Here is a 25,910-nt window from a genome sequence, read left to right as displayed (position 1 = left end):
TATCTATTCCTCTTACTCAAATAACCTGTGCTTCGTTTCGTAAGCTGTATTCATTAAAATCACTTGCTTAGCAAGCTGTTGCTTTGTATTAATAATAACAGGAGCCTGCAAATTAGCCGTTATCTTTTCCACAGAATCTGACATCGTAAGCAATACGTAAACAGCTGCATCTTCCGCTTGTTGTAATTGAAGCTTTTCGATTTCCTGAGGTTCTAGTTGAAAATCATAATCTAAAAAAAACTGAAATGGATCCGTGACAATAAAAGCTAATTCTTTGGTTTGAATAGACTGCAGAACTTGGAAAGCTTCGGCTTCCGGAAGTGGTAAAATAACAAATTCAGTTTCTTCCAAAAATCCTGGAATCCCTTGATTAAATGTCAGTGTTTGCTGATTATCTATTTCTATATCTCCATGATAGCTTGTGGAAATTTTCATCTCATCACACCTTTGCTAATTAATTTTTTCTTGTTATCTTTTTTCATTATAAAAAAGCTCCTTCTGTGTAGAAGGAGCTTTTTAACGCAAGAAATCTAGCAGCGTAGGCTGAATAATTTGAGCCCCTACTCCCAAAGCAGCACGATGCACGCTTTCTTGTACGGTTAAATCCGTAATGACTTTTTCAATATCTGCATCTTCATTATTTGAAAGCATCTTAGTAGCCGTAATTTCCTGTGAATCAAGGCGGTTTTCGATCAGCTCAAGCCGATTGCTCCTTGCTCCCAATTCAGATCGCTCCGCTAATAGCGTGGACAGCTGCGTGTCTATCTGTGTAGAAAGATCTTTTAGTGAGTTTACATCGTTTTGTTCAAAAGCTGTTTGAACATTGTTCATTAAGTCGAATGCACCTTGTCCAAAGATGTTTTCAGGATGAATATTGACTCTCAGCTGGATACCTTTTGATACCTCAACTGAAAAAGGATCTAGGTTAATAGTTGACTTGATTGTACCACTTGCGTCCTCACTAACAGGTGGCGCTCCTACATTTACACCGTTAAAGATATAGTTTCCTGCCACCTGCGTATTGCCGACTTGCATATAATCCAGCTTTAACTGTTCAATTTCACGTGCAATCGCTTGTCGGTCATCACTTTCATTCGTACCGTTTAACCCTTGCACGACCAGCTCTTTAGTGCGCTGAAGAATGGAATTGACTTGTTCAAGTCCTGATTCTGAACTATCAAACCAAGACTGAGCTTCTGTTAAATTACGTTTATATTGATTTACTTCAGAAAGATTAGACCGATACGCCATTCCTTTCGTAGCGACTACCGGGTCATTGGAAGGACGAGTAATTTTCTTTCCCGTTGATAATTGGTTTTGAAGGGTTTCCAGCTTATTATAGCTATTGCTAATCTGTTTTAACGAATTAGCCGCTAACATTCCTTGTGTGACACGCATCTTTACCTTCCTCCAGTTCCAAGACCGTTTACAATTTTATCAAGCATTTCATCAATCATAGTCACCATACGGGCACTAGCGTTATATGCATGCTGAAACTGAATCATATTGGTCATCTCTTCATCCAATGAAACTGCACTGGTAGACTGGCGCCTTTGCTCCACAGCTCCTTGGAGAGTTTCTGAATTACTTTTTAAGCGGTTGGCTTGTTGGGCATCTACTGACATTTGGCCAATGACAGATTGATAAAATCCATCTAATGAAACAGCTCCGTTTCCGGAATTAATAAGCACCTTTTGACGAAATTGAGACAACAGCTGAGCATTTTGTCCATCTCCTTTGCGGCCAGTTCCATCATCTTCAGAAGAGGCCGAAGAAGCAGCAGCGATATTGTTTGTGTTTTGTTTGATTTTATCAGCAATAACAATTCCAGTTGCAGCTCCTTCTTTTTGAGAAATCTCATTAAAAAAGGACACACCATTCTCACCATCTAGCGTGACACCTTGTTCGTGCTTATCATTAAACCAGTTCACAAATTCATATGCCATTTCATCTAAATCATCAATCATTGAAGCGTAAACACCAGTTCTATTACCACTATTATCTATATATCCAGAAGCCTCAATTAACCCTTTAAGTTTTCCTTGAGGAAATGACTCAGGGTTCCGTATCTCATCCCCTATATGAATGCCCGTCACATAGGAATCTTGATTTGTTGTCAAACTGATGGCATTTATTTGATGAGTTTTCCCATCTAAAAGAGTAATAGGTCCTTGAGACGTTTGAAGCTGAACCGTTACCACTCCTTCTGACGTTGCAGAAGCGTTCCCGCTGCTTTTTGTATACTCTAAAGAAACCGGCATAAATTTAGAAATCTCATCTAGCAGCCGATCTCTTTCATCATACAAATCATTAGGTAAATAGCCATTTGGTTCTACGTTTTGTATTTGTTGGTTCACATTATTTATTTGCTCTAGCAACGAATTTACTTGTGTTACGGCTACGTCACGCTCGTTTTGTAAATCACCTTGAATCGTTTTTAAAGAAGTAGATAAATAAGAGAAAGTATCGCCTACTGCTTCAGCTCGTTCAATCATAACAGACCTGGCTCCTGCTTCTGAAGGGTGTGAAGCTACATCTTGAATGGCCTCAAAGAATTGATTAAAAACAGCTGAAAGTCCATCTTCAGTAGGTTCATTCATAATTTCCTCCATTTTTTCAAGAGCACCAGCGCGTGCATCCCAATACCCCACTTTAATGGTTTCATCTCGATACTGGGTATCTAAAAATGTATCACGTATTCGCTCTACCGTGCTGGCTTCTACTCCCATTCCTATTTGACCCGCAGTCCCAGTCTGATTCATCCCTGGGGCCGGATAAGCTGGGAACGTTTCTAAACTTACTCGCTGACGCGTATAGCCCGGCGTATTTGCATTAGATACGTTATGGCCAATCGTGTAAAGAGCCGCTTGTTGGGCATCCATTCCTCGTTTAGCCACCTGCAAACCATGAAATGTTGAACTCATTCTGCTTTCCTCCGTTCTTTATGCCTTCGAATTAAAAATAGAGTTGGACTGAAACGATCTATTATTTGTTTTTGTGTAATTGAACGAATCCTCTCGCTTCGATGGAACAAGAAGGTCTAGTTCGGTATGAATCAGCTGTAAAGACTGTGTGAGCAGCTGATTGTTTAAGTCATTTGCATACTTTATATCTTGAATGATATCTATTAGCTGTTTTTGAAAGGGTATCAAGATGGAGTATTCAGAGAATGAGCCTGCTATTTCTTCAATGGAGCGAGCAGTATGTCCGCTTTTTTCCATTGCTTCTATACGTTTTGTTTCCAGTGCAGAAATAGCAGCTATATGAGATTGCTCTTTTTGCAAAGAAGCCGTCAAGGCCTTTACATCTTGTTTAATAATAAAATTCGTTTTCTCTTTAACAATGACATACAAACTTTTATGAAGCGTTACTTGTTTTTCTAGTATCGTTTGAATTTCTTGCACGTTCAATCAATGTCAGTCCTTTTATTTTTTATAGAAATCTACAATACTTTTAGCAATTTCTTTTCCGTTAATTTCGTATGTTCCGCTGTTAATTTGCTGTTTGAGCTTCTCCAATTTTTCAAGTCTTTCTGGAGATGGTTCATTTCCCTGAAGTTTCTTCGCCTCAGATGAAATATGAATCTGATCTTGTGGATTTTTTTTAGAGACCTGTTCTGTTTTTTCTGATTGTTTTTTGTACGGATTTATTCCAAATAAGTTCGATGGGTTAATCTTCATCTCTCTCACCTCTTTTTATATTTGTATCCGTTATCTCTATTCATTATATCGGAATTTCCACCTAAACCTTTAGCATCCGCAAGGAAGTTGAGACCATTTTCACAGTCCACCTTAAACATAGGTCTATAGATAGAGAGTCTGCAAACATTCAGCACACTTTTACTCTTTTTTCCTTTCGTTAGAACGATAGGTGGGACGCGTGGGCTCTTCATTTGAACGAATCATCTCACGATTATGCTTTTCTAACCCATGTTTAATTTCTTGAGAGCATGAATGGCAAAGTTTCCCTTCCCGAATTTGAGCGTTGCATTGCATGCATGGATAGCTTATATTTGGAAAGTTAGCTAACACTAAGCGACCTTGTCGAATAAATTGATGAATTAACAAATCTGAAACGCCCGTTTCTTTCATCACTTCGTAAGTCGTTGCTGTACGATTTGCTCTTTTCTTCAAGAATGAAGAAACACGTTGAAACAGAGCTTCTTCTTTGTCAAAACATGATTTACATATACTTATTGATCCAATTTTCACAAATAAATGACCGCATTCCCTGCAATTGTCTAACGTTCCCATATTCGAAACTCCTCATTTGTTTTTTATTTTACTATCGGTCAAAGTTTTAAATTATACATCTTCATGCACGAATTAAAGTGAGCGAACGAACTGAACGTGCCCCAGCTTCCTGCAAACACTTTGCCGCTTGGCGCACGGTTGCTCCTGTTGTATAAATGTCATCAATCAAGAGAAATTCTTGATTCGTAACCATTGAGGAGTCGACTACTTTAAATTCCAGCCTTTCTGTCAGCCGACTTCGCCTATTTTTCTTTGATTGCTTTGTTCCTGAACAACGAACAAGAGGCATTTCTATGTTGTCACTGATCAGTTCAGCTAGTGCTAAAGATTGGTTAAACCCTCTTTCGTATAATCTCTCCTCCGTTAAAGGTACAGGAACTAGTATAGCTTTTGGATTACATTCTTTCTTATAGAACTTATACCACTGCTCCTTGAATGCTTGGATAATTTCATAGTCTCCTTGAAATTTAAAACGCTCTATTATGCTTTGCATAAAATCACTGTACGTATAAAGAGAACGGTTAAAAAAAGAAGCATCATTCCATTTCTGACAGTCCTTACATGTGTCTAGCTCATAATGAGAAGGAGCCAGGTCTGCAAGAGAGCGGCCGCATCCCCTGCAAACGCTACTGGTGATGATGGGACATCTCTGCAAGCAAACAGTGCAAATCCTATCCGTTGAAGAAGATTTTAACAATGACCTCCAATCGAAAGAAGAGACAAGAGGTTCAAAACAAATCAGACATATTGTCATCGATCAATCAGCCCTTCCTTATAAGCTAGAGCATTCATATGTTCAATATGTCCTTTTGCTTTTCGCATAGACAGAGATTGTCCATAATGAAAAAAGACCACGTCTCCCGTTGGAAATTGAGCACTCCTCCCCACCCTTCCTGAAATCTGCACAAGAGCACTTTCAGTAAAAATCGTTTCTTCTGCTCCCAATACTGCAACATCTATGTTGGGAACCGTTACGCCTCGCTCCAATATGGTTGTCGTTACTAAAATAACGAGCTGCCCTTCTCTAAATTTCATTACTTTTTCTTTTCGCTGGGAATCTTCAGCATGGACACCGTCTACCTTTTCGGTCAGCTTTCGAATCATGTCTGTGATCGGAGCAATCCACTTAATTTGCGGGACGAAGACAAAGCATTGTTTCCCTTCATCTATTCTTTTTTTTACCCATTTCTCAACATTAGCAGGCAAGGTATCTGTTTTTATTTTTTTCTTCCAATTGCCACACCATTCAAACCGAGGAACAGGAATAAGCATTCGGTGATAGCGGGCTGGAATTTTAACTACTTGTTTTTTTCCTTGCTCAACGTCTTTTTTTAATGATTCACTTGGAGTCGCTGTTAAATAAATCTTTGACGCAACGTGTTTAGCTGCTTTTGCAGCAGCATAGTGCAGCATAGGCTCTGTTGAATACGGGAATGCATCTACTTCGTCAATAATCAGCACATCGAATGCTTGATAATAATGCAAAAGTTGATGAGTGGTGGAAATAATAAGAGAGGATTCATGAAAACGGTCTTCGCTGCCTCCATACATAGCCAGCACAGATATATCCGGAAATGCCGATTGAATTCTTGGCTTTAACTCAATAACCACGTCTGTTCTTGGAGTAGCAATACAGACTTTCTTTCCGCTGTTCAACGCGGATTCAATACCTTTAAATAAAATTTCCGTTTTTCCTGCTCCGCAAACAGCCCAAATTAACAGCTCTCCATCCTTTTTTATAGCTTGAATGAGTTCATTTGAAGCACGTTCTTGATCTTTAGACAGCGTGCCTTTCCAATTCATCACGCTGCTTTTTGGCAGGACATTACTTGCTGGCCCTTCCCAGTTTATAAAGGGTGTGCATTCACTTACTTTGCCCATTACAATACATGCTCGGCAATAGTAGCAGTTCTGGTGACATCTACTGCATGGAAATGAAGCGAAATAAAAAGGGCTATCACTTCCACACCGGTTGCATCTATATCGATTTTCTTTTTGGGTTATTGCTTTTTGATAGGAAATATATCCGTTTAGGTAATGTTCATGAATGAGGGGTAAAGGATAGGGAGTCTGATTGAGTAGCAGCTGCTTTCCGCTTAAAGAGCGCTGAAGATCTAAAGAGTAAGGGTATGAAGGATTTAAAGGTGGAGTTCTCCACGTATCGATTTGAGAGAGAGGAAAAGCATCAGGACTAGGCACTTGAACGGGATCTAGCAGTTCTTGTTTAACAGTAAAAAGCATCTCTTCATTCCTTTCCATTTTTATCGTACACATCTATATACGCAAAAAAAGGTGTTTTTTCCTGCAAAAAAACCAAATCAAATGATTTGGTTTTCGATTACTTTTTATACCAGCCTATACCGATGGCACCTTCACCTAAATGCGTGCCAATGACAGCCCCAAAATAAGAAAGGCTCCATTCAATATGAGGATATTCTTGTTCTAAGTCTCGTTGAATTTCTTTTGCTTCATTTTCACGATTAGAATGAATAACTACAGCTTTCATAGGTACGTTTTCTTTTGCATCTTCATCAAGAAGCTCGATAATTCGTTTTAATGCTCGCTTACGCGTACGAATTTTTTCAAACGGAACGATTTTTTTAGATTCAAAATGGAGCACGGGCTTCACTTGAAGAAGACTGCCAATAATAGCCTGAGCAGCATTTAGGCGACCTCCGCGCTGTAAGTGAGATAAATCATCTACCATAAAATACGCACGCATTGATAGTTTCATCTCTTCGAAACGCGCAATGATTTCGTCAGGATGTTTATTTAATCGGACCATCTCGGCTCCTTCAATCGCATAAAAGCCCTGAACCATACAGCTGATTTCTGAATCAAATACGTGCACATCAAAGTCTTCTACCATGCTACCTGCCGTCAAAGCACCCTGATACGTTCCGCTAATTCCACTAGATAACGTAATAACGATAGCAGCATCGAACTGATCTCGTTTTAACTGTTCAAACAACTCTACAAATTCTCCAATAGCAGGCTGAGAAGTGGTTGGAAGATTTTTTGCTTCTTTAATTTTTTCAAAATATTGATTTGCAGTCATATCTACTTCTTCACGATATGTTTCTTCACCAAAAATAACGCTTAGCGGTACCATATGTATATGATAGTTTGATCGAATTTCCTCTGATATATAGGCGGTACTATCTGTAATAATTGCTGTTTTCATAAGATAGGGATCCATCCTTTGTTATATAAAATAATTTCACTCTATTCTACAACATTTAGGATTAAAATGCATGTAACGAGAGGCTTACCTATTAGTAAAAGCTCCTTCACGTATACATATTAATTAACAAACCTTGAATTTCCCCTACCTGCTTGAGTAAATTTAAACTGTCTTTTTCTTTTTGAAGGATATCATTTGTCAAGTCAACTAGTTTCGTATCCACTTCTTTCACTAGCTTATATACTTTAGTCGTTCCTCTGTGGTTAAATCCTCTTTCTTCATGCAGTTCAAAACCATTTTTAACGACTTCGTTCATAAACTGCTTCACAAGCGTCTTGTATTTCCGCAAAGAATCAATAGTTTGACTTTTTACTAACTGCTTTCCCTGTTCTTCAATTTTATTTATCACTTGAGTTAAATGTTCATAGGTCAGTTCTTTTTGTTTCTTTACCATTACTCCTGTAAATGAAGCCGAACTACTTACTTCTTTTTCTCTAATGAGATTCACGGAAGAAGAAAGACCGTTAATTCGCTGTAACTCCACTATGTATCTCTCCTTTCTCTGTTAGTATACACTTCATTCAGTTTAGACTTTTAGATGTGCTTGCTTGATTAGCTGAAAAGTTTCGAGAGGCATCTGATGCGTGGATATGATGATTATCCTTTAGCTAAGAGTAATACGTATGTGCTGTTCATAAGAAGACAGCTTGTTTTTGCGGGGCGAAGAGGTAACTTTAGGCGTCTCTTTTAACACTTCATTCCAAGCGTTATAAAGCATCTTCATCATTTGTTGAACTTCACATAAAATAAACGTATCTTTTTTTAAATTAGCCATAATTAATCTCTCAGACATATAGTTGTAAAGGGTATCTAACTGCTCTGCAATAATACCTGCTTGATATGTTAAGCCAATTCCTAGACGATATAAAATATCGTTGCACTGTTTAATTTTTTCATTCGCTGTAAAATAATCGCTGTGTTGAATTGCTCTAACAGCTTCATCACCTTCTTGCCTTCTTTAAATCCATTTTCTATGTGTTGCGCTATAACTCTTAAATTTTTAAAGTATACCAGTTGAGGTTTGAATAAATTCTTTTACGACCTCATATGTATCTGAATGTATTGAAGACCTTCCTTTACAAGAGCTTGCATCAAATGGATGGACATTGTTTTGAGGTATGGATGCTTTTGTCGAAAGTTGAAGGACGAGTAAATGCACAGAGGTATCACCCTTCGCCTTCCTAGAAGATATCTTCTTCCCTTAACTTATCGGTTGGTTTCCTCTCTCATTACACATGACTTTTTACCCACAATTTCAAAAAAAGTTATAAAAAGAAAAAAAAAGTCCGATATACCTAGTGGTATATCGGACTTTTGAACTTATCTTACTTCTACCCAACCGTTTTTGATTGCCACAACAACAGCTTGCGTGCGATCATTTACATTCATTTTTTGCAAAATATTACTCACATGGTTTTTAACGGTTTTTTCACTAATATATAATGCTTCTCCGATTCCTCGGTTACTTTTACCATCAGCCAACAATTGTAGCACTTCACACTCACGACGTGTTAACAAATGCAGTGGACGGCGAATCTCAATTGGTTCGTGCGGATAAGAAGACGACTGTCCTTGAGCTGCTAGTCGACGGTACTCTTTTACTAAACTATGTGTTACTTTAGGGTGTAAATATGAACCACCTTCTGCAACTACTTTCACCGCTTCAATTAACGCATCCGCATCCATTTCTTTTAGCAGATAGCCTCGTGCCCCTGTTTGCAAGGCATGAGTTACATATGTCTCATCATCATGAATAGATAAGATAATAACTTTAGCATCCGGATTTACTTCTACAAGCTTTTTCGTAGCTTCTACACCATTCACAGCCGGCATGTTAATATCCATGATTACAACATCAGGTTGATGTTCTTCTACAAGGTCAATAACTTCGCTACCGTCGTCACCTTCTGCAACTACTTCAAAATCTTTTTCGAAATCTAAAATTCTTTTTACTCCTTCACGGAATAATTGGTGATCGTCGATTATGATAATTCTTGTCTGCATGTTTGATTCCTCCCCAAATCGAACAACAAATGTTTTACTCTATATTGACCCCTATTTATATACATATCTCTGCCTTTTTAAGCGGCTATAATCGGTACTTTAATCATAACAAGCGTGCCTTGGTTAATTTTCGAATGAACAGAAATAGTCCCATCTAACAAATCAACACGCTCTTTCATTCCTATTAAGCCGAACGAATTCTCTTTTTTCTCTTCTTGATTAAAACCACAGCCGTCATCTTTGACCAGCAAAATAGCGTGCTCATTGTTGAACTCTATCTTCACCTGGATTTCCGTCGCGTCTGCGTGTTTTAATGCGTTCGTTACAGCTTCTTGCACTAGACGAAACAGTGCTACTTCTAATTTTGAAGCAGTTCGCTTCTCTTGTCCAATGGAAATAAACGTAATCCGAGGCTTGCCTTCGTTATAATCTTCGATTGTATCAAGATATTTACGCAGCGTCGGAATTAGACCTAAGTCGTCAAGTGCCATCGGTCTTAAATCATATATAATTCGACGTACTTCGTATAGGGCAGAACGAACCATTTTTCGTAAATCTCGAATTTCCTCCATTGCTTCTTTTGCACTACGTTCCCGGTAAATTCGGTCAATTAATTCTGATCTCATCATAACATTTGCAAGCATTTGAGCTGGGCCGTCATGAATCTCTCTTGACAAACGTTTCCGTTCCTCTTCCTGAGCTTCAATAATCCGAAAGCCAAAATACTCTTTTTGAATAGCATCTTCTACTATTTCCCCTACTTGTTTTAAGTCACTTGTTAAATAATTTAACACAACGGAAATTTGACCTACTAAGTGATCTGCACGTTTAATCGTTTCTTCCAATGTAAGCAAGCGTCTTTCTAGTTCATCTCGACGATTACGCAGCTGATATTCGCTTTGCTGATTCATCAGCAGCTTGGTTTGTAATTCGTGTGCTTTTTCATAAGCGTCTTTTACTTCAGGCTCTGAATAAATTTGAAAATGTCGGCTCACATCAGACAAACGCTTTCGAGCCAACCTTGCCTGAGTTTCCAATTTATCACCTTGCTCTATCGTCTCAAGAACTTTTCCTTTTAACACTTCTAACTCTTCTTTAATTTGCTGATATTCTTGTCTGGCATCTTCAGAAAGGCGATAGACTTCATTTTTACTATCTCCCACTGTGCCAATAATCTTCTCAAAAATTTCATCAAGTGCCTTGCTTGTTAATTTATGTTTCGACATTTACTCACCCCAAACTATACTCACATTCGGAGAAATGTCTATACGTTCATGCTATATATAGTATTCGTATGACCTATCTGAATTGTGAGGATAAGATCCATATTTTCTCCCTATCTGACTTTTTATATCCAAAAAGTAACGGTTGTTTTAGTACCCTCAAACTCGACATCAATCGACGCTTGACTCGCGTTATTTGAATAGATTACCATTTACGCTCACTCTTCAACAGTGACTAACTGCCTGTTTAAATCATTTCATTATTTAGCTATACAAGCCTGCACACTATTTTATTATAACGTATATTCTGTATGGCTTGTTTAAGTGATGTTGAATTTGATTAATTGATGTCTTTTCATAAACATTTTATACTAATAGCAAGTAAACAGTACGTAAATACCCGTTTTTCTTCTATTTATAACGCTAAGGAGGATTTTTTGATTGTTATCACAATATTATACCGTAAAACAAGAAGGTTCACATGAAATCACTATTCAAAAATCTAGATTCATTTGTCATATGAAACGTGTAACAACTGAGGAAGAAGCTCAGCAATTTATTCAAGACATTAAAAAACAGCACTGGAATGCTACTCATAACTGTTCAGCTTACCTAATTGGAGAACGAAATCAATTTCAAAAAGCAAACGATGATGGAGAACCAAGTGGAACAGCAGGCGTACCAATGTTAGAAGTGCTTAAAAAGAGAGGCTTAAAAGATACGGTAGTCGTCGTTACGCGCTATTTCGGAGGTATTAAATTGGGCGCAGGTGGATTGGTGCGCGCGTATGGAAAATCCGTTTCCGAAGCGTTAAATGAATTAGGTACAGTCAAACGAACTCTCATGGCGGTTATGCATACAACCGTCGACTATACATGGCTTGGAAAATTAGAAAATGAGCTTCGCAGTTCCGTTTATCTATTAAAAGAAATCCACTACGCAGACATGGTGGAGATTGAAACATTTGTAGAGGAAGCTCAAACAGAAGCATTTACTGAATGGATGACCGAGCTAACAAACGGCCAAGCAGATATTCGAACAGGTGAGACGACTTATTTAGAAGAAGATGTAGAATGAATTATTTACTCTTATTAAAAAACATTGTACAATTGATAAATAGCGCAACTATTCTGATGGTTGCGCTACTTGTCAATGATTAAAAACCTCGTAAAGACGCATAGCTTTGACGAGTTTGATTCATACATTCCAATTTATAACACATACTAAGTGTCACAATAAGTGTTCGAATATACGAATAAAAGGAGAAACCGTATGGCTCAATATAGACGTTTTCAAAAAAGAGTAAACAAACGGAAAAGAAAACGAAGGCTTTTTACATTTTTTCTGTTACCTATCCTTATTTTAGGGCTTTCTGCAACCGCTTATGGCTCTTATTTATTTGTTAAGGCTAAAACAGTAGCTTCTGATTCTTATGAAGGACTTGGAGATCGCGATAACTCTCCTATGCGTGATCGTAAAATCGATCCCAAAAAAGATGATATATCCATTTTATTTATGGGCGTAGATGACAGTGAAACCAGGAAGTTCGGAAAATCAGCCCGTACAGATGCTTTGATTTTGGCGACCTTTAACGAAACAAATAAAACCGTAAAGCTTGTAAGCATACCTCGAGATTCGCGGGTTTATATACCTGAAGTGAACAAAAAAGATAAAATTACGCATGCGCATGCGTACGGAGGTCCAAAAGCAACTGTAGAAACGGTAGAACAGCTGTTTAATGTCCCTGTTGATTACTATGTTAAAGTGAATTTTAAAGCTTTCACAGACATTGTAGACTCACTTGGGGGAATCGATTTTGATGTACCTTATGCGATGAGTGAAAAGGACTCAAAAGATCGTCATAATGCTATTGTCTTAAAACCAGGAAACCAACATTTAAATGGTGAAGAAGCGTTAGCTGTTGCTCGAACACGAAAACAAGACAACGATATTGAGCGAGGAAAAAGACAGCAGCAGTTGATCGAAGCCATGATTAAAAAAACTGCTTCCATTGGATCACTTAATAAATATGGCAATCTTATCGAAGCTGTTGGCGATAATATGAAAACGAATTTAATGTTCGGTGAAATGCTTTCGTTTTATGATTACGCTTCAAAAAAAGTAGACATCGAAACCATTAACTTAGACGGTAGCGATGAAAAAATTAACGGCGTTTACTACTTCAAACTAGACAATGATTCAGTGGAAAAAGTAAGTGAAAAGCTCCGCAAGCATTTAGGCATTGAATCAACTTCAGATACAACAGAATAATTAAAAAGACCTCTTGGATATCCAAGAGGTCTTTTTAATTAATTTTTTAAACGAAGCCCACGAACCATGTTAAGAATTGGCCTATATGTCTTATCAACTAATCCTATTTTTTCAACGATAATTTCAATCGCCACAAGGAGGATAGCTAGTACAAGAAAAGACCCCCACATTGTTTGTACCTTTGAAAAGATAACTGCCGCTAAGCCAAATATCGCACTCATTCCATAAATAATTAAAACCGTTTGTCTATGGCTGTACCCTAAGCGCAACAAGCAATGATGCAAATGAGATTTATCAGGAGCCGATAGCGGTTGATTTTTTACGATTCGGCGAATAATAGCAAAGAACGTATCTGAAATTGGTACCCCTAAAATAATAACTGGAACAATGAAGGAAATAACCGCTACATTTTTAAATCCTAACAGAGACAATACAGAAATCATATAGCCTAAAAATAGTGCTCCTGTATCGCCCATGAAAATCTTAGCGGGGTGAAAGTTGTAAAACAAAAATCCAAGCGTACTTCCCAATACGATGAAACCCATGCTTGTCACAAACACATTACCCATCATAATAGCCATACCAGAGATGGTAATCAATACAATAGAGGAAACGCCGGCAGCTAATCCATCCAATCCATCAATTAAATTAATAGCATTGGTAATTCCTACAATCCATAATACCGTAATTGGAATACTTAACATTCCGAATTCTAATTTTCCGCCAAACGGCAAGTTAATGAAGTCAATTTGGACTCCACCGTATACAACAACAATTAATGTCGCTACTAGCTGACCGCCTAATTTGATTTTAGCGGATAGCTCAATCATATCATCTAAGACACCGGTAATGATGATAATGATGCTTCCGATTAAAATCGGCAGCGCATATTTACTGTCAGGCTGTAAAACGAGGTATCCAATAAGAAAACTAAAAAATATCGCCAAACCTCCAAGGCGAGGCATAATTTTTTGATGAACTTTTCGTTGATTTGGTTTATCCGTTGCACCTATTTTAAACGCCAGCTTCTTAACCAGCGGAGTGATCAGAATAGATGTAATAAAACAAATAAACAAGGTCAAATATAGCATGGAGACCCTCCTCAGGTTTATGTTAACCAAAACCATAAAAAATGTATCCAACTTTATATAATTGGATAGTATTTCAAATTGCGTATAACAATAATTACTTACTTATTCCCAAAATGGATTATATCACAATGATTCTACTACTTAAATAGAAATTTATTCTCAAAAATTAGCACATTTACAAACTATTAATAGAAAAGAACTGTATTTTTTGGTGTATAAACAGCTGATTTACTTTATTCTTATGTGGTTATTTTATGTAGAACATTTTCTTTACTATATTTTATTAAAATATAAGCGAACTCCCCCCTTTTCGTCTAATTTATTCGTCATCTTTAACTCTTTTTCCTTTTTATTAAGCATATTTAAACCTTTATTTTTATTTCACATGGCCCCACTCATTATATGAACAAACTTTTGACCTATGCATGTCCACTACTTCAAACCACATTCGCTGAATCGTTGTCCTTATCTTATATCATTTAAAAGTTAAAATATAGTGAAATGGACAGAGATAAAATTAAACAAAAAAAGGAATTTTATCAAAAAAAATGAAACTTTTTTTGATACGGTTCGTAATACATAGTAGAAACAGTATCATTCATCTTACATAAAGGGGGTGTTGAATGAACTATGTTTGGTCTATCTGTTCAAACAGTGTATTTGTATGGATTAATTATCTGCGGAAGTCTCACCTTCTTATACATTTTATTTAGCGATTTGTTAGATGGATTATCTGAAGCGATACCTTTTTTTAACCCCACTCTTCTTTTTTCTTTTTTAACATTCTTTAGTGCCAGTGGATATTTGTTCACCTATACGTCATTGCAAAATTATTGGATTATTTCGATTTCCGCTCTTATTGCCCTTCTACTCGTTATTTTGCTCAACGTTTTCGTATTGATTCCTTTATCATCGGCTGAAGAGTCTCTTGCTTTTACTGAAGATTCGTTAAAAGGAAGACTTGGTACCATTATTACTTCTGTTCCTGCAGATGGTTATGGAGAAGTATTTATCGAAGGGGTTAGCGGCACGATCTCCAAACCCGCTGCCAGCTTTAAAAACACTGCTATACCTTTAGGCAGCAAAGTGCTTGTGGTAGATATACAAAGGGGCAACGCACTCGTTGTGATTTACGAAGAAGTTATGACCAATCACTCATTATAAATAGTATTAGGGGGAGTTTTATGTTTTCAACACCTATATTAGTTGTCGTTGGAATTGTTGTTTTTTTATTAATTGCGCTGATTGCCGTATTTATTACAAAATACCGTACAGCAGGTCCAGATGAAGCGTTAATTGTAACAGGGAGCTATCTCGGAAATAAAAACGTGCACGTCGATGAATCCGGAAACCGCATTAAAATTGTTCGCGGCGGCGGTACGTTTGTGCTGCCAGTTTTTCAGCAGGCTGAGCCTCTGAGCTTGCTGTCAAGCAAACTGGAAGTATCTACACCTGAAGTATATACAGAACAAGGTGTTCCTGTTATGGCTGATGGGGTATCAATCATCAAAATTGGAGGTTCTATTTCAGAAATCGCAACGGCCGCTGAGCAGTTTTTGGGCAAAGCAAAAGAAGATCGTGAAACCGAAGCTAGAGAAGTCTTAGAAGGTCACCTTCGTTCGATTCTTGGTTCTATGACGGTCGAAGAAATTTATAAAAACCGTGAAAAATTCTCTCAAGAAGTACAGCGCGTAGCTTCACAAGATCTAGCTAAAATGGGATTAATTATTGTATCGTTTACAATTAAAGACGTTCGGGATAAGAACGGCTATCTAGAATCGCTAGGGAAGCCTCGTATTGCTCAAGTTAAGCGAGATGCTGACATTGCAACAGCGGAAGCTGAAAAAGAAACAAGAATCAAGCGTGCCGAGGCTCATAAAGATGCCCAAAAAGCGGAGCTTGAGCGAAATACAGAAATCGCAGAAGCTGAAAAAATGAATCAATTAAAAACCGCTGAATATCGTCGCGAACAAGATATTGCCAAAGCTCGTGCTGACCAAGCGTATGATCTAGAAACAGCTCGCGCGAAACAAGATGTAACAGAACAAGAAATGCAAATCCGCATTATTGAACGTCAGAAACAAATTGAATTAGAAGAAAAAGAAATTCTTCGTCGTGAGCGTCAATACGATTCTGAAGTAAAAAAGAAAGCAGATGCAGATCGTTACTCTGTTGAGCAATCCGCAGAAGCTGAAAAAGCAAAACAGCTTGCGGAAGCTGACGCCAACAAATATCGAATTGAAGCAATGGCTAAAGCTGAAGCTGAACGCGTTCGAATTGATGGTTTAGCAAAAGCTGACGCTCAGCGTGCCCAAGGTGAATCTGAAGCTGAGATTATCCGCTTAAAAGGTTTAGCAGAAGCAGAGGCTAAACAAAAAGTTGCGGAAGCATTCGAGCAGTTTGGTCAAGCGGCTATTTTAGATATGATTATCAAAATGCTTCCTGAATATGCAAAACAAGTTGCAAGTCCTTTAGCAAATATCGATAAAATTACGGTTGTGGATACAGGAAGCAACGGTGAAAACAGCGGAGCTAATAAAGTGACTGGTTATGCAACAAACTTAATGTCTTCTCTTCAAGAATCGCTGAAAGCATCCTCAGGTATAGATGTAAAGGAATTGATTGAGAACTTTTCTGGAAAAGGAAATGTGCGCCAGAGCTTGCACGAACTAACGGATGAAATCAAGCAACAAAACAAAAAAGAAGATATCTAAAAATAAAAAGCATGCGGATATAATCCGCATGCTTTTTTAACCTCTTAACACTCGAAGAAGAAACCTAGGCAATTCTAACTGACGCTTCCATCTCCATGGTTCTTTTAATAGTCGATAAAGCCACTCTAAACCAAATTTTTGAAAAACAGCCGGTGCCCGGTTCAATCGTCCTGAAATAACATCAAACGAGCCGCCTACGCCTTGATAAACAGAAGGATTGAGTTTTTCTTTATGAGCAATAATCCAATTTTCTTGCGCTGGACTGCCTAAAGCGACAAACACAATTTCTGCTCCTGAATCATTAATCGTACGTTCAATGACTTCTTCATTTTTTTCATAGCCATTTAATGTTCCAACAATTAAAATCCCTGGAAACATCTCTTCCAATTTAGCTTTGGCTTCATCTGCAATGCCGGGCTTGGCTCCGTATAAAAAAATTCTTTTACCGTTATTAGTTGCTTCTTTGCACAGCTTCAGCATCATATCAATACCCGTTACACGCTCACGAATACGTCCCTTTTTGAGCTTTGAAGCTAAAATCACACCGATTCCATCTGGAATTTGATAAGTCGCTTGATTTAACAGTGACTTTAATTCCTGATCTTCTTGTGCTTTCATAATTTTTTCAGGATTGATTGCTACAATAAATGATTTTCGGCCTTTATCTATATCCTGAAGTAACTTTGCCGCTAGCTCATCGTACGTGTCGCTACAAACGTCTATTCCTAAGATGTTTTCCTTCATTAAATCACCCGTATGTTGATTTTTTAGTTTTTTACAAACGAAAGACAGGCTGTTCAGCCCGTCTTTTTATAAAGTAGAAACTTTTGAATCACCAAGTAACACTACGTCAAAGCCTGCTGCTTTCCATTGATCACGCTGAATGCAGTTTTTCGTATCAAAAATAATCTTTGTACGCATATGATTTTCAACAGCTGATGGAAGAAGCTCTTTGAACTCATTATGATCTGTTAAAATAAGAATCACATCTGCATGTGCAACAGCTTCATCCAAACTTTGCGTCTGACGTTCGATTTTATTCTCTTTGATATGAGGATCAAATGCTGTGTAATCAACACCTAGCTTTTCTAAGTGATGAAGCACATCCGTTGATGGACTTTCACGCATATCATCAATATTTCCTTTAAAAGCTAAACCTAAAACAGCTACACGTCCATGTTGAATGCCCTTTTCATCTAGTAGGCTTTTCGTTTTTAATGCTGTATATTCAGGCATTGAATCATTTGTCTGACGAGAAAGAGAAATAATTTTCGCAAGTTCTGGCTGAAGCTCCGTTAAGAACCAAGGGTCAACAGCAATACAGTGGCCGCCTACACCAGGACCTGGTAAATGGATGTTTACACGTGGATGATAGTTCGCTAACTTAATCGCTTCCCACGCATTCACACCAATTTTTTCACTGATTTTTGCCAGCTCATTTGCAAAGGCAATGTTCACATCACGATATGTGTTTTCAATTACTTTCACCATTTCAGCTGTTGTAGCATCCGTTACGTGAATATTTCCTTTTACAAATGTTTTATAAAGCTCAACAGTCAAGCGACTGGACTCTTCGTTAATACCACCGACAATACGGTCATTATTTACTAGTTCCTCAAATACTTTTCCTGGAATAACACGTTCAGGTGAGTGAGAAACAAATAACTCACTGCCTAATTCTAAACCAGTTTCTTTTAGCACAGGTAGCATAACGTCTTCTACTGTACGCGGAGGAACTGTGGATTCTAAAATAACTAAATTTCCTTTACGAACGTAAGGAACAATTGATTTTGTCGCTTCTCGAACATAGTTCAAGTTTGCCGTTTTATCTTCATTAATTGGTGATGGTACAGCAATAATAAAAATATCCGCCTCTTCAGCTGTTGTGCCTACCGTAAAGTGGCCGTTGTCAACTGCTGATTCTAAACGTTCTTGTAAGCCATTTTCTTCTATATGAAGTTGCTTATTTTTAATTAATTCTACTGCTTTTTCATTTACGTCAACACCATGTACATATAAGCCGTGATTGGCAAACATAACAGCTGTCGGTAAACCTATATATCCTAAACCAACTACACACAATTTCTTTGTCATTGCAGAAAATCTCCTTTATATGACATGCTTAATAAATAAAACCTATCTGATATTATATCGAAAAATGTCATTTCATGATAGCATTTATATAAAAACATGAAATAATTTCTTTTACTTATTATTATGTAACATTTTATGAGAATTCATCAATAAACGATATAACCATCTTTTGTACAACGGGCTCTAACCCAAAAGAACTATTGAAAATCTCCATGATTCCCAATAGTTCTCCTAGTAAATCTATTTTTACATATGCCCTTCTTTTTCGACAATTTCTCTAAAATAGCTCACTAACTCTTCTCGCAGCGGTTCTCTTTGTAAGGCTAAATCAATTGTTGCTTTAATGAATCCAAATTTATCTCCAACATCATAACGTTTTCCTTCGAAATAATAAGCAAGAACACGTTGAAATTCATTCAGACGTAAAATAGCATCTGTTAATTGAATTTCTCCTCCTGCACCAATCTCTTCTCTGCTTAAGATATCAAAAATTTCCGGTGTTAAAATATAGCGCCCCATAATTGCATAGCCTGAAGGGGCATCTTCTGGATTCGGTTTTTCAACGAGCGTTTCTACGTCTAATAATCCTTTTTCAAGAGGCTCTCCTTTAGGACCTACAATTCCGTACTTTGAGGTTTCTTTCCTAGGCACCTCCTGTACACCAACTACAGCGCATTCATATTTTTCGTATACGTCCATTAACTGTTTCAAACAAGGTGTTTCTGATTGAACTACATCATCCCCTAGCATAACAGCAAACGGTTCATCTCCGATAAAACTTCTTGCACAGTGAATGGCATGACCTAATCCTTTAGGTTCCTTTTGACGAATGTAGTGAACATTAGCCAAATTCGAAATCCCCTGCACTTCTTCAAGCATGTCCCACTTTTCCTTTGCCGCTAATGTTTCTTCTAGCTCATATGATTTATCAAAATGATCCTCGATTGCTCGTTTTCCGCGACCGCTTACAATTAAAATATCTTCAATACCTGATGCTACTGCTTCTTCCACAATGTATTGAATCGTTGGTTTATCTACAATTGGCAGCATTTCTTTAGGCTGTGCTTTTGTAGCCGGCAAAAAGCGTGTCCCTAATCCAGCTGCTGGAATAATAGCTTTACGAATTTTCACTTACTTTTCCTCCTGTCAATGTCAATCGTGCTTATTGGTTATAGTATAGTAAGTCTTCGATTGAGTATGTACACAAAGTCATGTTGAATCCATTTCTTTTTATAAAGAGTCATGTTGGATTCTGCTTTATCATAACAAAAGATTTTGTATAATTCTATTTTTATCATTTATAATGAAAAGAAAATTAATCACTTATAAATATAATTTTATGTTCCACTTATGTATAGAAAGGAATGGGATTATGAGTTCGTTTTCAGATCACTTACAGCACCAATTTATACATCATTTCCCGTACAGTGATGCACGCTATCGTACAAATGCCCAAGCAGGACTAGACCTTTACCGTACCCATTCATTCTTCATTTTGCACAATGATGAACAGATATTAAACGTTAAAATCGATTCGTTTTATGTTGAACTAAACAAACAGCTGCTCCCTGAAAGTACCTGTTCTTGTCAGCATAACGGATTTTGTGAACACTGCTTTGCAGCGTTTTTTTATATGTATTCATTAATAGAACCGCTTTCTCCCCTATTCAAAGAATGGCGAAACCATGAGAAAGAAGCTTTGACTATGCTATCTGCCAAACAAGTGTTAAAAAAACCCAAGGCAACTTTTCAAGAGTGGAGACAAACTTTTGAGGAGCAGTATACGCTTTTTATGCAGGGGCGGAACGAAAATGACCGGTCCATTTATCATGAATATTATCAGTACTATTACCGTTCTTTAGTGAAAAAAGCTCCTGAGCATCCATTGCTTTATGCTTTATTTTGTATCTATGGAGCGGTTCATACATTTTATAAACTATCAGCTCAATTACAGGCACATCAGCTTTCTACTAACATCGAGGAATCATTCGTATATAGTCACGTCTACAAAATAACAAATGAAATTTATGCTACCGCTGATTCATTAAAGCAAACGAAATACGATCGGGATGCATTATCTATTATAGAGGACAGCATCCCATACATCCGAGAATTATTGCATAATGATATACCTTTACAATATGAGCGTATTGAAATTTATCGCGTTATTTGGCAAAAAGTCTTCACGTTAGAAAGATGGCGAAAAAATGAGGAACGCGAATTAAAAGCCAAGCATGGTTCTTTTATAAATAATACAGCTCTTTCCTATCTTTTATTTCTTCAAGAAAAAGATAGAGAAGCAAAAGAACGTTTGAGCGATGGAACATTACAAATGATTCCCTATCTTATCCCTTGGTTAAATGATTTATTGCACGAAAAAGAAACTGACCGCTTTGCTCAGTGGGGCTCTTATATAATGACCTATATAGGAGATTACGTACGCACCGTTCCAACTACTTATCAAGGAAGCCGAAATATGGTCTCCATGATTGTAAATTTATTTCAGCACTATAAAGACTTAACGAACGAGCAAACTTTGTATACTGAAGCATTGCAAACATTACTTCCCTATAGTTTTATTGAATACAGTGATTTTCTATATGCTTCTAACCAATTAAAAAAATGGGTTGAATTACAGGTGCTTCTTCAATATGACAGCATCAAATATGACGAACAAACGATAGAGGCCTTAAAACAAAAAGATGAAAAGCTGGTTATTCCTCTTTATCATCAAATGATTTCAAAGCTGATTTATGAAAAAAAGAAAAGCAGTTATCAAGAAGCCTATATCTACTTACAAGAATTAAAAAGACTTTATCTACAAATGAATCGCTCTCTACTATGGGAACATTATATAGAAGAATTAGCGATAAAAACGAAGAAACAGCGCGCATTTCAACAACTATTAGAAAAAGGAGATTTACTGAATGTTTGATTTGTTTCATTTAACACTTGAAGTCGAACCTGTACACGATGACTTTTTTCTCTACTGTGTATCACCTAGCGGCCAAATTTTGCTCCCTGATACATGGAAAGATGCGCTGTTTCTGTGGCATGAACAGACCTATTACGGAAGTGAAGCTACACAGGTTGAGATTAATGGAAAAAAAGGAATTCTTCTTTCTGCATGGCAAATGTTCACTTTCATACAATCACCTATTCAACAGCATGTGTTGAAACCGGCTTTGTCCGCTTCAGCGGAAGATTATCAGCAAATTGCAGTCGATATGACAAAGAAGATTATCCAAGGGAAATTTCATTCTCTTCCTTTAAAAAAACAAATGACTGGATCGCTTTCACAAGCTGATGAGCAAGAGTGGCGAGCACAAATTAAAGAGAGCCTATTAAAAAAAGAAGGAAAAGACTTTTTAATAAACATAGGAGGCGAGAGCTATAATCCTCCCTTTGACCTTTCATTGCGTGTTGTAGAGCCGACGACCGATGGAGATGTATGGACGGCTGAAACATTTGTGATTCCCCACGATGAAGCCAAAGAACCTTTTATACTGGGAAGAACACTTCCTAAAGAGTGGAATCACTACGAATCATATATCGCTTACGAACACGAACGATGGAAAGCATTGGCTCCTACTTTATACCAAAAAGGAGCGTTTATTCAGTCTGTCCTAACAGATGAGGAAGTATGGGAATTTCTAACTCAAGATAGTGCAGCATTAATTGAACAAGGTGTCTCTATCCATTTGCCAAGCTGGTGGGAATCATTAAAAAAAGCCACCATAAAAGTATCTGGCGCTATAGAAAATACTTCATCTGCATTGTTTGGTAAACAAGCTATCAGCAGCTTCCGCTGGTCATTTTCTATTGGCGATCAAACTTTTTCAGAAGAAGAGTTTCGGAAATTAGTCGAACAAAAACGCCGATTATTATCTATTAACGGACAGTGGATTCAACTGGATTCTAGATTAATTAAACAAGCGCAGAAAATTGTTAAAGAAGCTAGTAAAAAAGGCGTCTCAATTCATGAAATTTTAAAAACGAAGCTAACCTACATGGCAGACAGTAAAACTGATGAAGAAGAGGTAAAAGTTGAATTCCAACTCCCCGCTTCCTTTCAATCATTTATTACATCCTTAACGGATTTAGAACGGCTGCCGGAAGTGCTGCCTCCCTCTGAATTTAAAGGGATATTAAGACCTTATCAGCAGCAAGGCTTGAATTGGCTCATGTTTTTGAGAAAGTTTAACTTAGGAGGATGTCTAGCAGATGACATGGGGCTAGGTAAAACCATTCAATTAATTAGTTATTTAACAAACATTCATCAGTTACATAGCTTTCCTTCTCTTATCGTTTGCCCAACTTCTTTAATTGGAAACTGGGAAAAAGAATTACAGAAATTTGCCCCTTCTCTTCGTGTTCATGTTCATTACGGGCCGAAAAGAACCGGCGGAGATGCATTTGAGAAGATATGTGAAAGTACTGACGTGGTGATTACGACTTATCAAGTTGCCCTTTTGGATGTCGAATTGTTGAAAGGGTTTATATGGAACAGCATTTCCTTAGACGAAGCGCAACATGTTAAAAACCCGCAGACTAAACAGGCGAGAGCCATTCGTCAGCTGCAAGGAAGACACAAAATTGCGCTTACTGGAACTCCAATTGAAAACCGTCTGCTGGAACTATGGTCATTATTTGAATTCATCAATCCCGGTTACTTAGGAACAATCAATTCATTTAAAAACCGATTTGTAGCCGGCATTGAAAAAGGCGAGAAACCTGAACGAACTGTTGAGCTTAAAGCACTCATTCAACCTTTCTTATTGAGAAGAACAAAACAAGATAAAAGCATCGCCCGCTCACTGCCTGATAAACAAGAACAAAAAGAATATATCCCGCTGACAGCGGAACAAGCTTCACTTTACCAGGAGCTAGTTCAAGAAATGCTTCAAGAAACAGAGGAAAAAACAGGATTTGAACGAAAAGGCATGATTTTGCAAACACTAAATAAGCTAAAATTATTATGCAATCATCCAGCTTTGTACTTAAAGGAAAGTGCAGCTAAACAAACGGTACGGCGATCTCATAAAAGTGAAAAAATTATTGAACTCGTAGAGAGCATTCGCACACAGCAAGAAAGCTGTTTAATCTTTACTCAGTATATTGAAACAGGACTCATGCTACAACGAACCTTAGAAAAAGAAATCAACGAGCCGGTTTTATTCCTTCACGGAAGTTTGTCAAAAGAGCAAAGAGATGAAATGGTTGCTCAATTTCAAGCAAGGAAAAAAGCCATCTTTATCCTTTCTCTTCGCGCAGGTGGAACTGGATTGAATTTAACAGCTGCAAATCACGTTATTCATTTTGACCGATGGTGGAACCCAGCCGTTGAAAACCAGGCAACCGATCGGGCCCATCGCATTGGTCAGAATAAATTTGTTCATGTTCATAAATTCATTACAAGAGGAACGATTGAAGAAAAAATTGATGAAGTGATCAATCAAAAACAACATCTCAACAATGAACTCATCCAAGGAGATCAATGGGTAACAGAACTTTCGAATAAAGAGCTACAAGAGCTTCTTGCTTACAGAAATGAATAAGAAAAATTATAAAATGTGTTACACCGTTACCAAAAAGAGGACTTTTTTACTTGTCCTCTTTTTTTATTAGATCATTCGACACAAAAAAATAAGTGTAAATCGTTCTTCAACTACTGATAAAGATACAAAAAACGCGATAAATATCGTTTTTTGAATAAAAAGGTATTTTTATAGCGAAAAAGACCCTTTACTTTCTCTTTAAATTCCAGCATATTTATACATATAATATTTTTGTAATTTAATAGACATATTGGAAAAATAAACACGAAACATTTACATAATTAGGGGGATTTATTAATGAAAAAAAGGCAGCTCGCTTTATCTCTAGGCGCCATTGTTGGCGGGACATTCTTATATCAAGCTTCAGCTGAAGCATCTGCTTCAACTGTTCAAGTGAAAGCTGGAGATACACTTTGGTCGTTATCTACTAAATATCATACAACGGTAGAAGCTTTAAAAAGCGTAAATAAGTTATCTTCAAATACAATTCACATAGGACAAACGTTATCGATTCCTTCTGCTTCAACCTCTCAACCATCTAATAAGGAAGAAAAGCCTTCAGCTCCTGCTACTGGTTCAACCTATAAAGTTCAAAGCGGCGATACCCTTTGGAAAGTGGCTACTCGTTTTAATATGAGCGTAGAAGAATTAAAACGTTTGAACACTCTTTCTTCCAACATCATTTATATTAACCAAACGTTAAAAGTAAATGGAAGCAACAGCGCATCGACTCCAACTACGAGTAAACCAGCAGAAACTCCTTCTAAGGATGCAAACGGAACTTACAAAGTTCAGCGTGGAGATAGCCTGTCTAAAATAGCTTCGGCATTTCACATGAGCGTCAGCGAATTAAAACAAATAAATGGATTAACGTCTAATACGATTTATGTAAATCAACAATTAAAGGTATCAAAAAGCGCCCAAACAACTACGCCAACAACAAAACCAAGTACATCAACACCTTCAACTTCTAGCGGAACATTAAATGTATCGCAAATGATTTCAGATGCAAAACGTTATATGGGTGTTCCTTACAAATGGGGTGGCACAACTCCTTCTGGTTTCGACTGCAGCGGATTCATTTATTACGTAATGAAACAACAAATTTCTACAACGCGCTATACGACGGCTGGTTATTGGAGTGTATCAACACCCGTAAGTAATCCACAGCCTGGTGACCTAGTGTTTTTTAATACATATTCTAGCGGCCCTACACATATGGGCATTTACCTTGGTAATCGTCAATTTATTCATGCTGGATCTTCTACCGGCGTAACCATTGCAAGCTTAGATAACAGCTACTGGAGCAAGCGCTACTTAGGTGCAAAAAGGTTTGCTAAATAACTGATAGAAGCTGAGACAAGAGTATGTTAGCTGAAGGAAGATCCGAATGAGTTTGATTCTTGATGGAGAATCAAACTCGTTCGGATCTTTTCATTAAAAAAACCGTTAAATAAT

24 protein-coding genes are annotated in these 25,910 nt (G+C 37.4%); 7 read left to right on the top strand and 17 right to left on the bottom strand.

The genetic code is table 11. The features are described from left to right. Positions 1-12: 12 nt before the first annotated feature. The 13 genes from fliW to SCI76_RS14890 form a co-directional block, all read right to left on the bottom strand. The gene (fliW, locus tag SCI76_RS14950) at positions 13-435 is read right to left on the bottom strand and encodes a flagellar assembly protein FliW (protein ID WP_407544032.1); all 423 of its coding nucleotides are present in this window, start codon (positions 433-435) and stop codon (positions 13-15) included. A gap of 81 nt (positions 436-516) precedes the next feature. After that, positions 517-1,398 (bottom strand): flagellar hook-associated protein FlgL, encoded by an 882-nt coding sequence (gene flgL, locus SCI76_RS14945; protein ID WP_407544031.1) that lies wholly within the window; start codon positions 1,396-1,398, stop codon positions 517-519. A 2-nt stretch (positions 1,399-1,400) separates the two neighbouring features. Then, a complete protein-coding gene (gene flgK, locus SCI76_RS14940) occupies positions 1,401-2,924 on the bottom strand; it encodes a flagellar hook-associated protein FlgK (protein WP_028412014.1) in 1,524 nt (507 codons plus the stop codon). 18 nt (positions 2,925-2,942) lie between these two features. Next, entirely contained in the window at positions 2,943-3,404 is a 462-nt protein-coding gene (locus SCI76_RS14935) for a flagellar protein FlgN (RefSeq protein WP_223546706.1), read from the bottom strand. A 21-nt stretch (positions 3,405-3,425) separates the two neighbouring features. Then, the gene (gene flgM, locus SCI76_RS14930) at positions 3,426-3,680 is read right to left on the bottom strand and encodes a flagellar biosynthesis anti-sigma factor FlgM (RefSeq protein ID WP_014457790.1); all 255 of its coding nucleotides are present in this window, start codon (positions 3,678-3,680) and stop codon (positions 3,426-3,428) included. A 159-nt stretch (positions 3,681-3,839) separates the two neighbouring features. Next, positions 3,840-4,253: a TIGR03826 family flagellar region protein gene (locus tag SCI76_RS14925; protein WP_028412012.1), complete on the bottom strand. Its 414-nt coding sequence runs from the start codon at positions 4,251-4,253 to the stop codon at positions 3,840-3,842. Between the two features lie 61 nt (positions 4,254-4,314). Further along, the gene (locus SCI76_RS14920; RefSeq protein WP_260505796.1) at positions 4,315-4,950 is read right to left on the bottom strand and encodes a ComF family protein; all 636 of its coding nucleotides are present in this window, start codon (positions 4,948-4,950) and stop codon (positions 4,315-4,317) included. 53 nt (positions 4,951-5,003) lie between these two features. Then, positions 5,004-6,494: a DEAD/DEAH box helicase gene (locus SCI76_RS14915; RefSeq protein ID WP_407544030.1), complete on the bottom strand. Its 1,491-nt coding sequence runs from the start codon at positions 6,492-6,494 to the stop codon at positions 5,004-5,006. 97 nt (positions 6,495-6,591) lie between these two features. After that, a complete protein-coding gene (locus SCI76_RS14910; RefSeq protein WP_048021751.1) occupies positions 6,592-7,437 on the bottom strand; it encodes a DegV family protein in 846 nt (281 codons plus the stop codon). A gap of 106 nt (positions 7,438-7,543) precedes the next feature. Then, positions 7,544-7,981, bottom strand: a complete 438-nt coding sequence (locus SCI76_RS14905) for a YaaR family protein (protein WP_033580405.1) — start codon at positions 7,979-7,981, stop codon at positions 7,544-7,546. 120 nt (positions 7,982-8,101) lie between these two features. Then, positions 8,102-8,386, bottom strand: a complete 285-nt coding sequence (fliS, locus tag SCI76_RS14900; protein WP_407545245.1) for a flagellar export chaperone FliS — start codon at positions 8,384-8,386, stop codon at positions 8,102-8,104. A 431-nt stretch (positions 8,387-8,817) separates the two neighbouring features. After that, positions 8,818-9,501 carry a response regulator transcription factor gene (locus tag SCI76_RS14895; protein ID WP_013059772.1) on the bottom strand — a complete coding sequence of 228 codons (684 nt, stop codon included), beginning with the start codon at positions 9,499-9,501 and terminating at the stop codon, positions 8,818-8,820. Between the two features lie 77 nt (positions 9,502-9,578). Further along, entirely contained in the window at positions 9,579-10,727 is a 1,149-nt protein-coding gene (locus SCI76_RS14890) for a sensor histidine kinase (protein ID WP_013059773.1), read from the bottom strand. A 438-nt stretch (positions 10,728-11,165) separates the two neighbouring features. On the opposite strand from SCI76_RS14890, the gene SCI76_RS14885 reads away from it, so the two are divergent. Continuing rightward, positions 11,166-11,801: a YigZ family protein gene (locus SCI76_RS14885; protein ID WP_048021747.1), complete on the top strand. Its 636-nt coding sequence runs from the start codon at positions 11,166-11,168 to the stop codon at positions 11,799-11,801. Between the two features lie 195 nt (positions 11,802-11,996). Continuing rightward, the gene (locus tag SCI76_RS14880) at positions 11,997-12,995 is read left to right on the top strand and encodes an LCP family protein (RefSeq protein WP_048021740.1); all 999 of its coding nucleotides are present in this window, start codon (positions 11,997-11,999) and stop codon (positions 12,993-12,995) included. Positions 12,996-13,033: 38 nt separating this feature from the next. Here SCI76_RS14880 and SCI76_RS14875 read toward each other — a convergent pair whose 3' ends face one another. Beyond that, positions 13,034-14,086 (bottom strand): glycosyltransferase family 4 protein, encoded by a 1,053-nt coding sequence (locus SCI76_RS14875; RefSeq protein ID WP_013059776.1) that lies wholly within the window; start codon positions 14,084-14,086, stop codon positions 13,034-13,036. 630 nt (positions 14,087-14,716) lie between these two features. On the opposite strand from SCI76_RS14875, the gene SCI76_RS14870 reads away from it, so the two are divergent. Continuing rightward, positions 14,717-15,250 carry an NfeD family protein gene (locus tag SCI76_RS14870; protein ID WP_013059777.1) on the top strand — a complete coding sequence of 178 codons (534 nt, stop codon included), beginning with the start codon at positions 14,717-14,719 and terminating at the stop codon, positions 15,248-15,250. Positions 15,251-15,270: 20 nt separating this feature from the next. Then, positions 15,271-16,800, top strand: coding sequence for a flotillin family protein (locus tag SCI76_RS14865; protein WP_028412004.1), 1,530 nt, complete (start codon positions 15,271-15,273; stop codon positions 16,798-16,800). Positions 16,801-16,836: 36 nt separating this feature from the next. On the opposite strand, the gene SCI76_RS14860 is transcribed toward SCI76_RS14865, so the two are convergent. The 3 genes from SCI76_RS14860 to galU all read right to left on the bottom strand — a co-directional run bounded on the left by SCI76_RS14860 (position 16,837) and on the right by galU (position 20,025). Continuing rightward, complete coding sequence (locus SCI76_RS14860; protein WP_028412003.1) at positions 16,837-17,544, bottom strand: WecB/TagA/CpsF family glycosyltransferase; 708 nt, start codon at positions 17,542-17,544, stop codon at positions 16,837-16,839. Positions 17,545-17,610: 66 nt separating this feature from the next. Next, the gene (locus tag SCI76_RS14855; RefSeq protein ID WP_028412002.1) at positions 17,611-18,894 is read right to left on the bottom strand and encodes a nucleotide sugar dehydrogenase; all 1,284 of its coding nucleotides are present in this window, start codon (positions 18,892-18,894) and stop codon (positions 17,611-17,613) included. Between the two features lie 246 nt (positions 18,895-19,140). Then, entirely contained in the window at positions 19,141-20,025 is an 885-nt protein-coding gene (gene galU / locus SCI76_RS14850) for a UTP--glucose-1-phosphate uridylyltransferase GalU (RefSeq protein ID WP_028412001.1), read from the bottom strand. 241 nt (positions 20,026-20,266) lie between these two features. Between galU and SCI76_RS14845 the strand changes: the two genes are divergently transcribed. The 3 genes from SCI76_RS14845 (at position 20,267) to SCI76_RS14835 (ending at position 25,796) form a co-directional block, all read left to right on the top strand. After that, positions 20,267-21,829: a hypothetical protein gene (locus SCI76_RS14845; protein WP_048021738.1), complete on the top strand. Its 1,563-nt coding sequence runs from the start codon at positions 20,267-20,269 to the stop codon at positions 21,827-21,829. Next, complete coding sequence (locus SCI76_RS14840) at positions 21,822-24,452, top strand: DEAD/DEAH box helicase (RefSeq protein ID WP_221833738.1); 2,631 nt, start codon at positions 21,822-21,824, stop codon at positions 24,450-24,452. Before SCI76_RS14845 ends, SCI76_RS14840 begins: the two co-directional genes overlap by 8 nt. A 297-nt stretch (positions 24,453-24,749) precedes the next feature. Further along, positions 24,750-25,796: a LysM peptidoglycan-binding domain-containing protein gene (locus tag SCI76_RS14835; RefSeq protein WP_047749581.1), complete on the top strand. Its 1,047-nt coding sequence runs from the start codon at positions 24,750-24,752 to the stop codon at positions 25,794-25,796. The last annotated feature ends 114 nt before the right edge of the window (positions 25,797-25,910 follow it).

Origin of the sequence: Priestia sp. HNGD-A6, from assembly GCF_045784335.1 — a bacterium.
In the GTDB taxonomy this organism is placed as follows: domain Bacteria; phylum Bacillota; class Bacilli; order Bacillales; family Bacillaceae_H; genus Priestia; species Priestia zanthoxyli.
The sequence above is the reverse complement of the archived record's forward strand: the minus strand, read 5'-3'. Positions and strand labels throughout refer to the sequence as shown.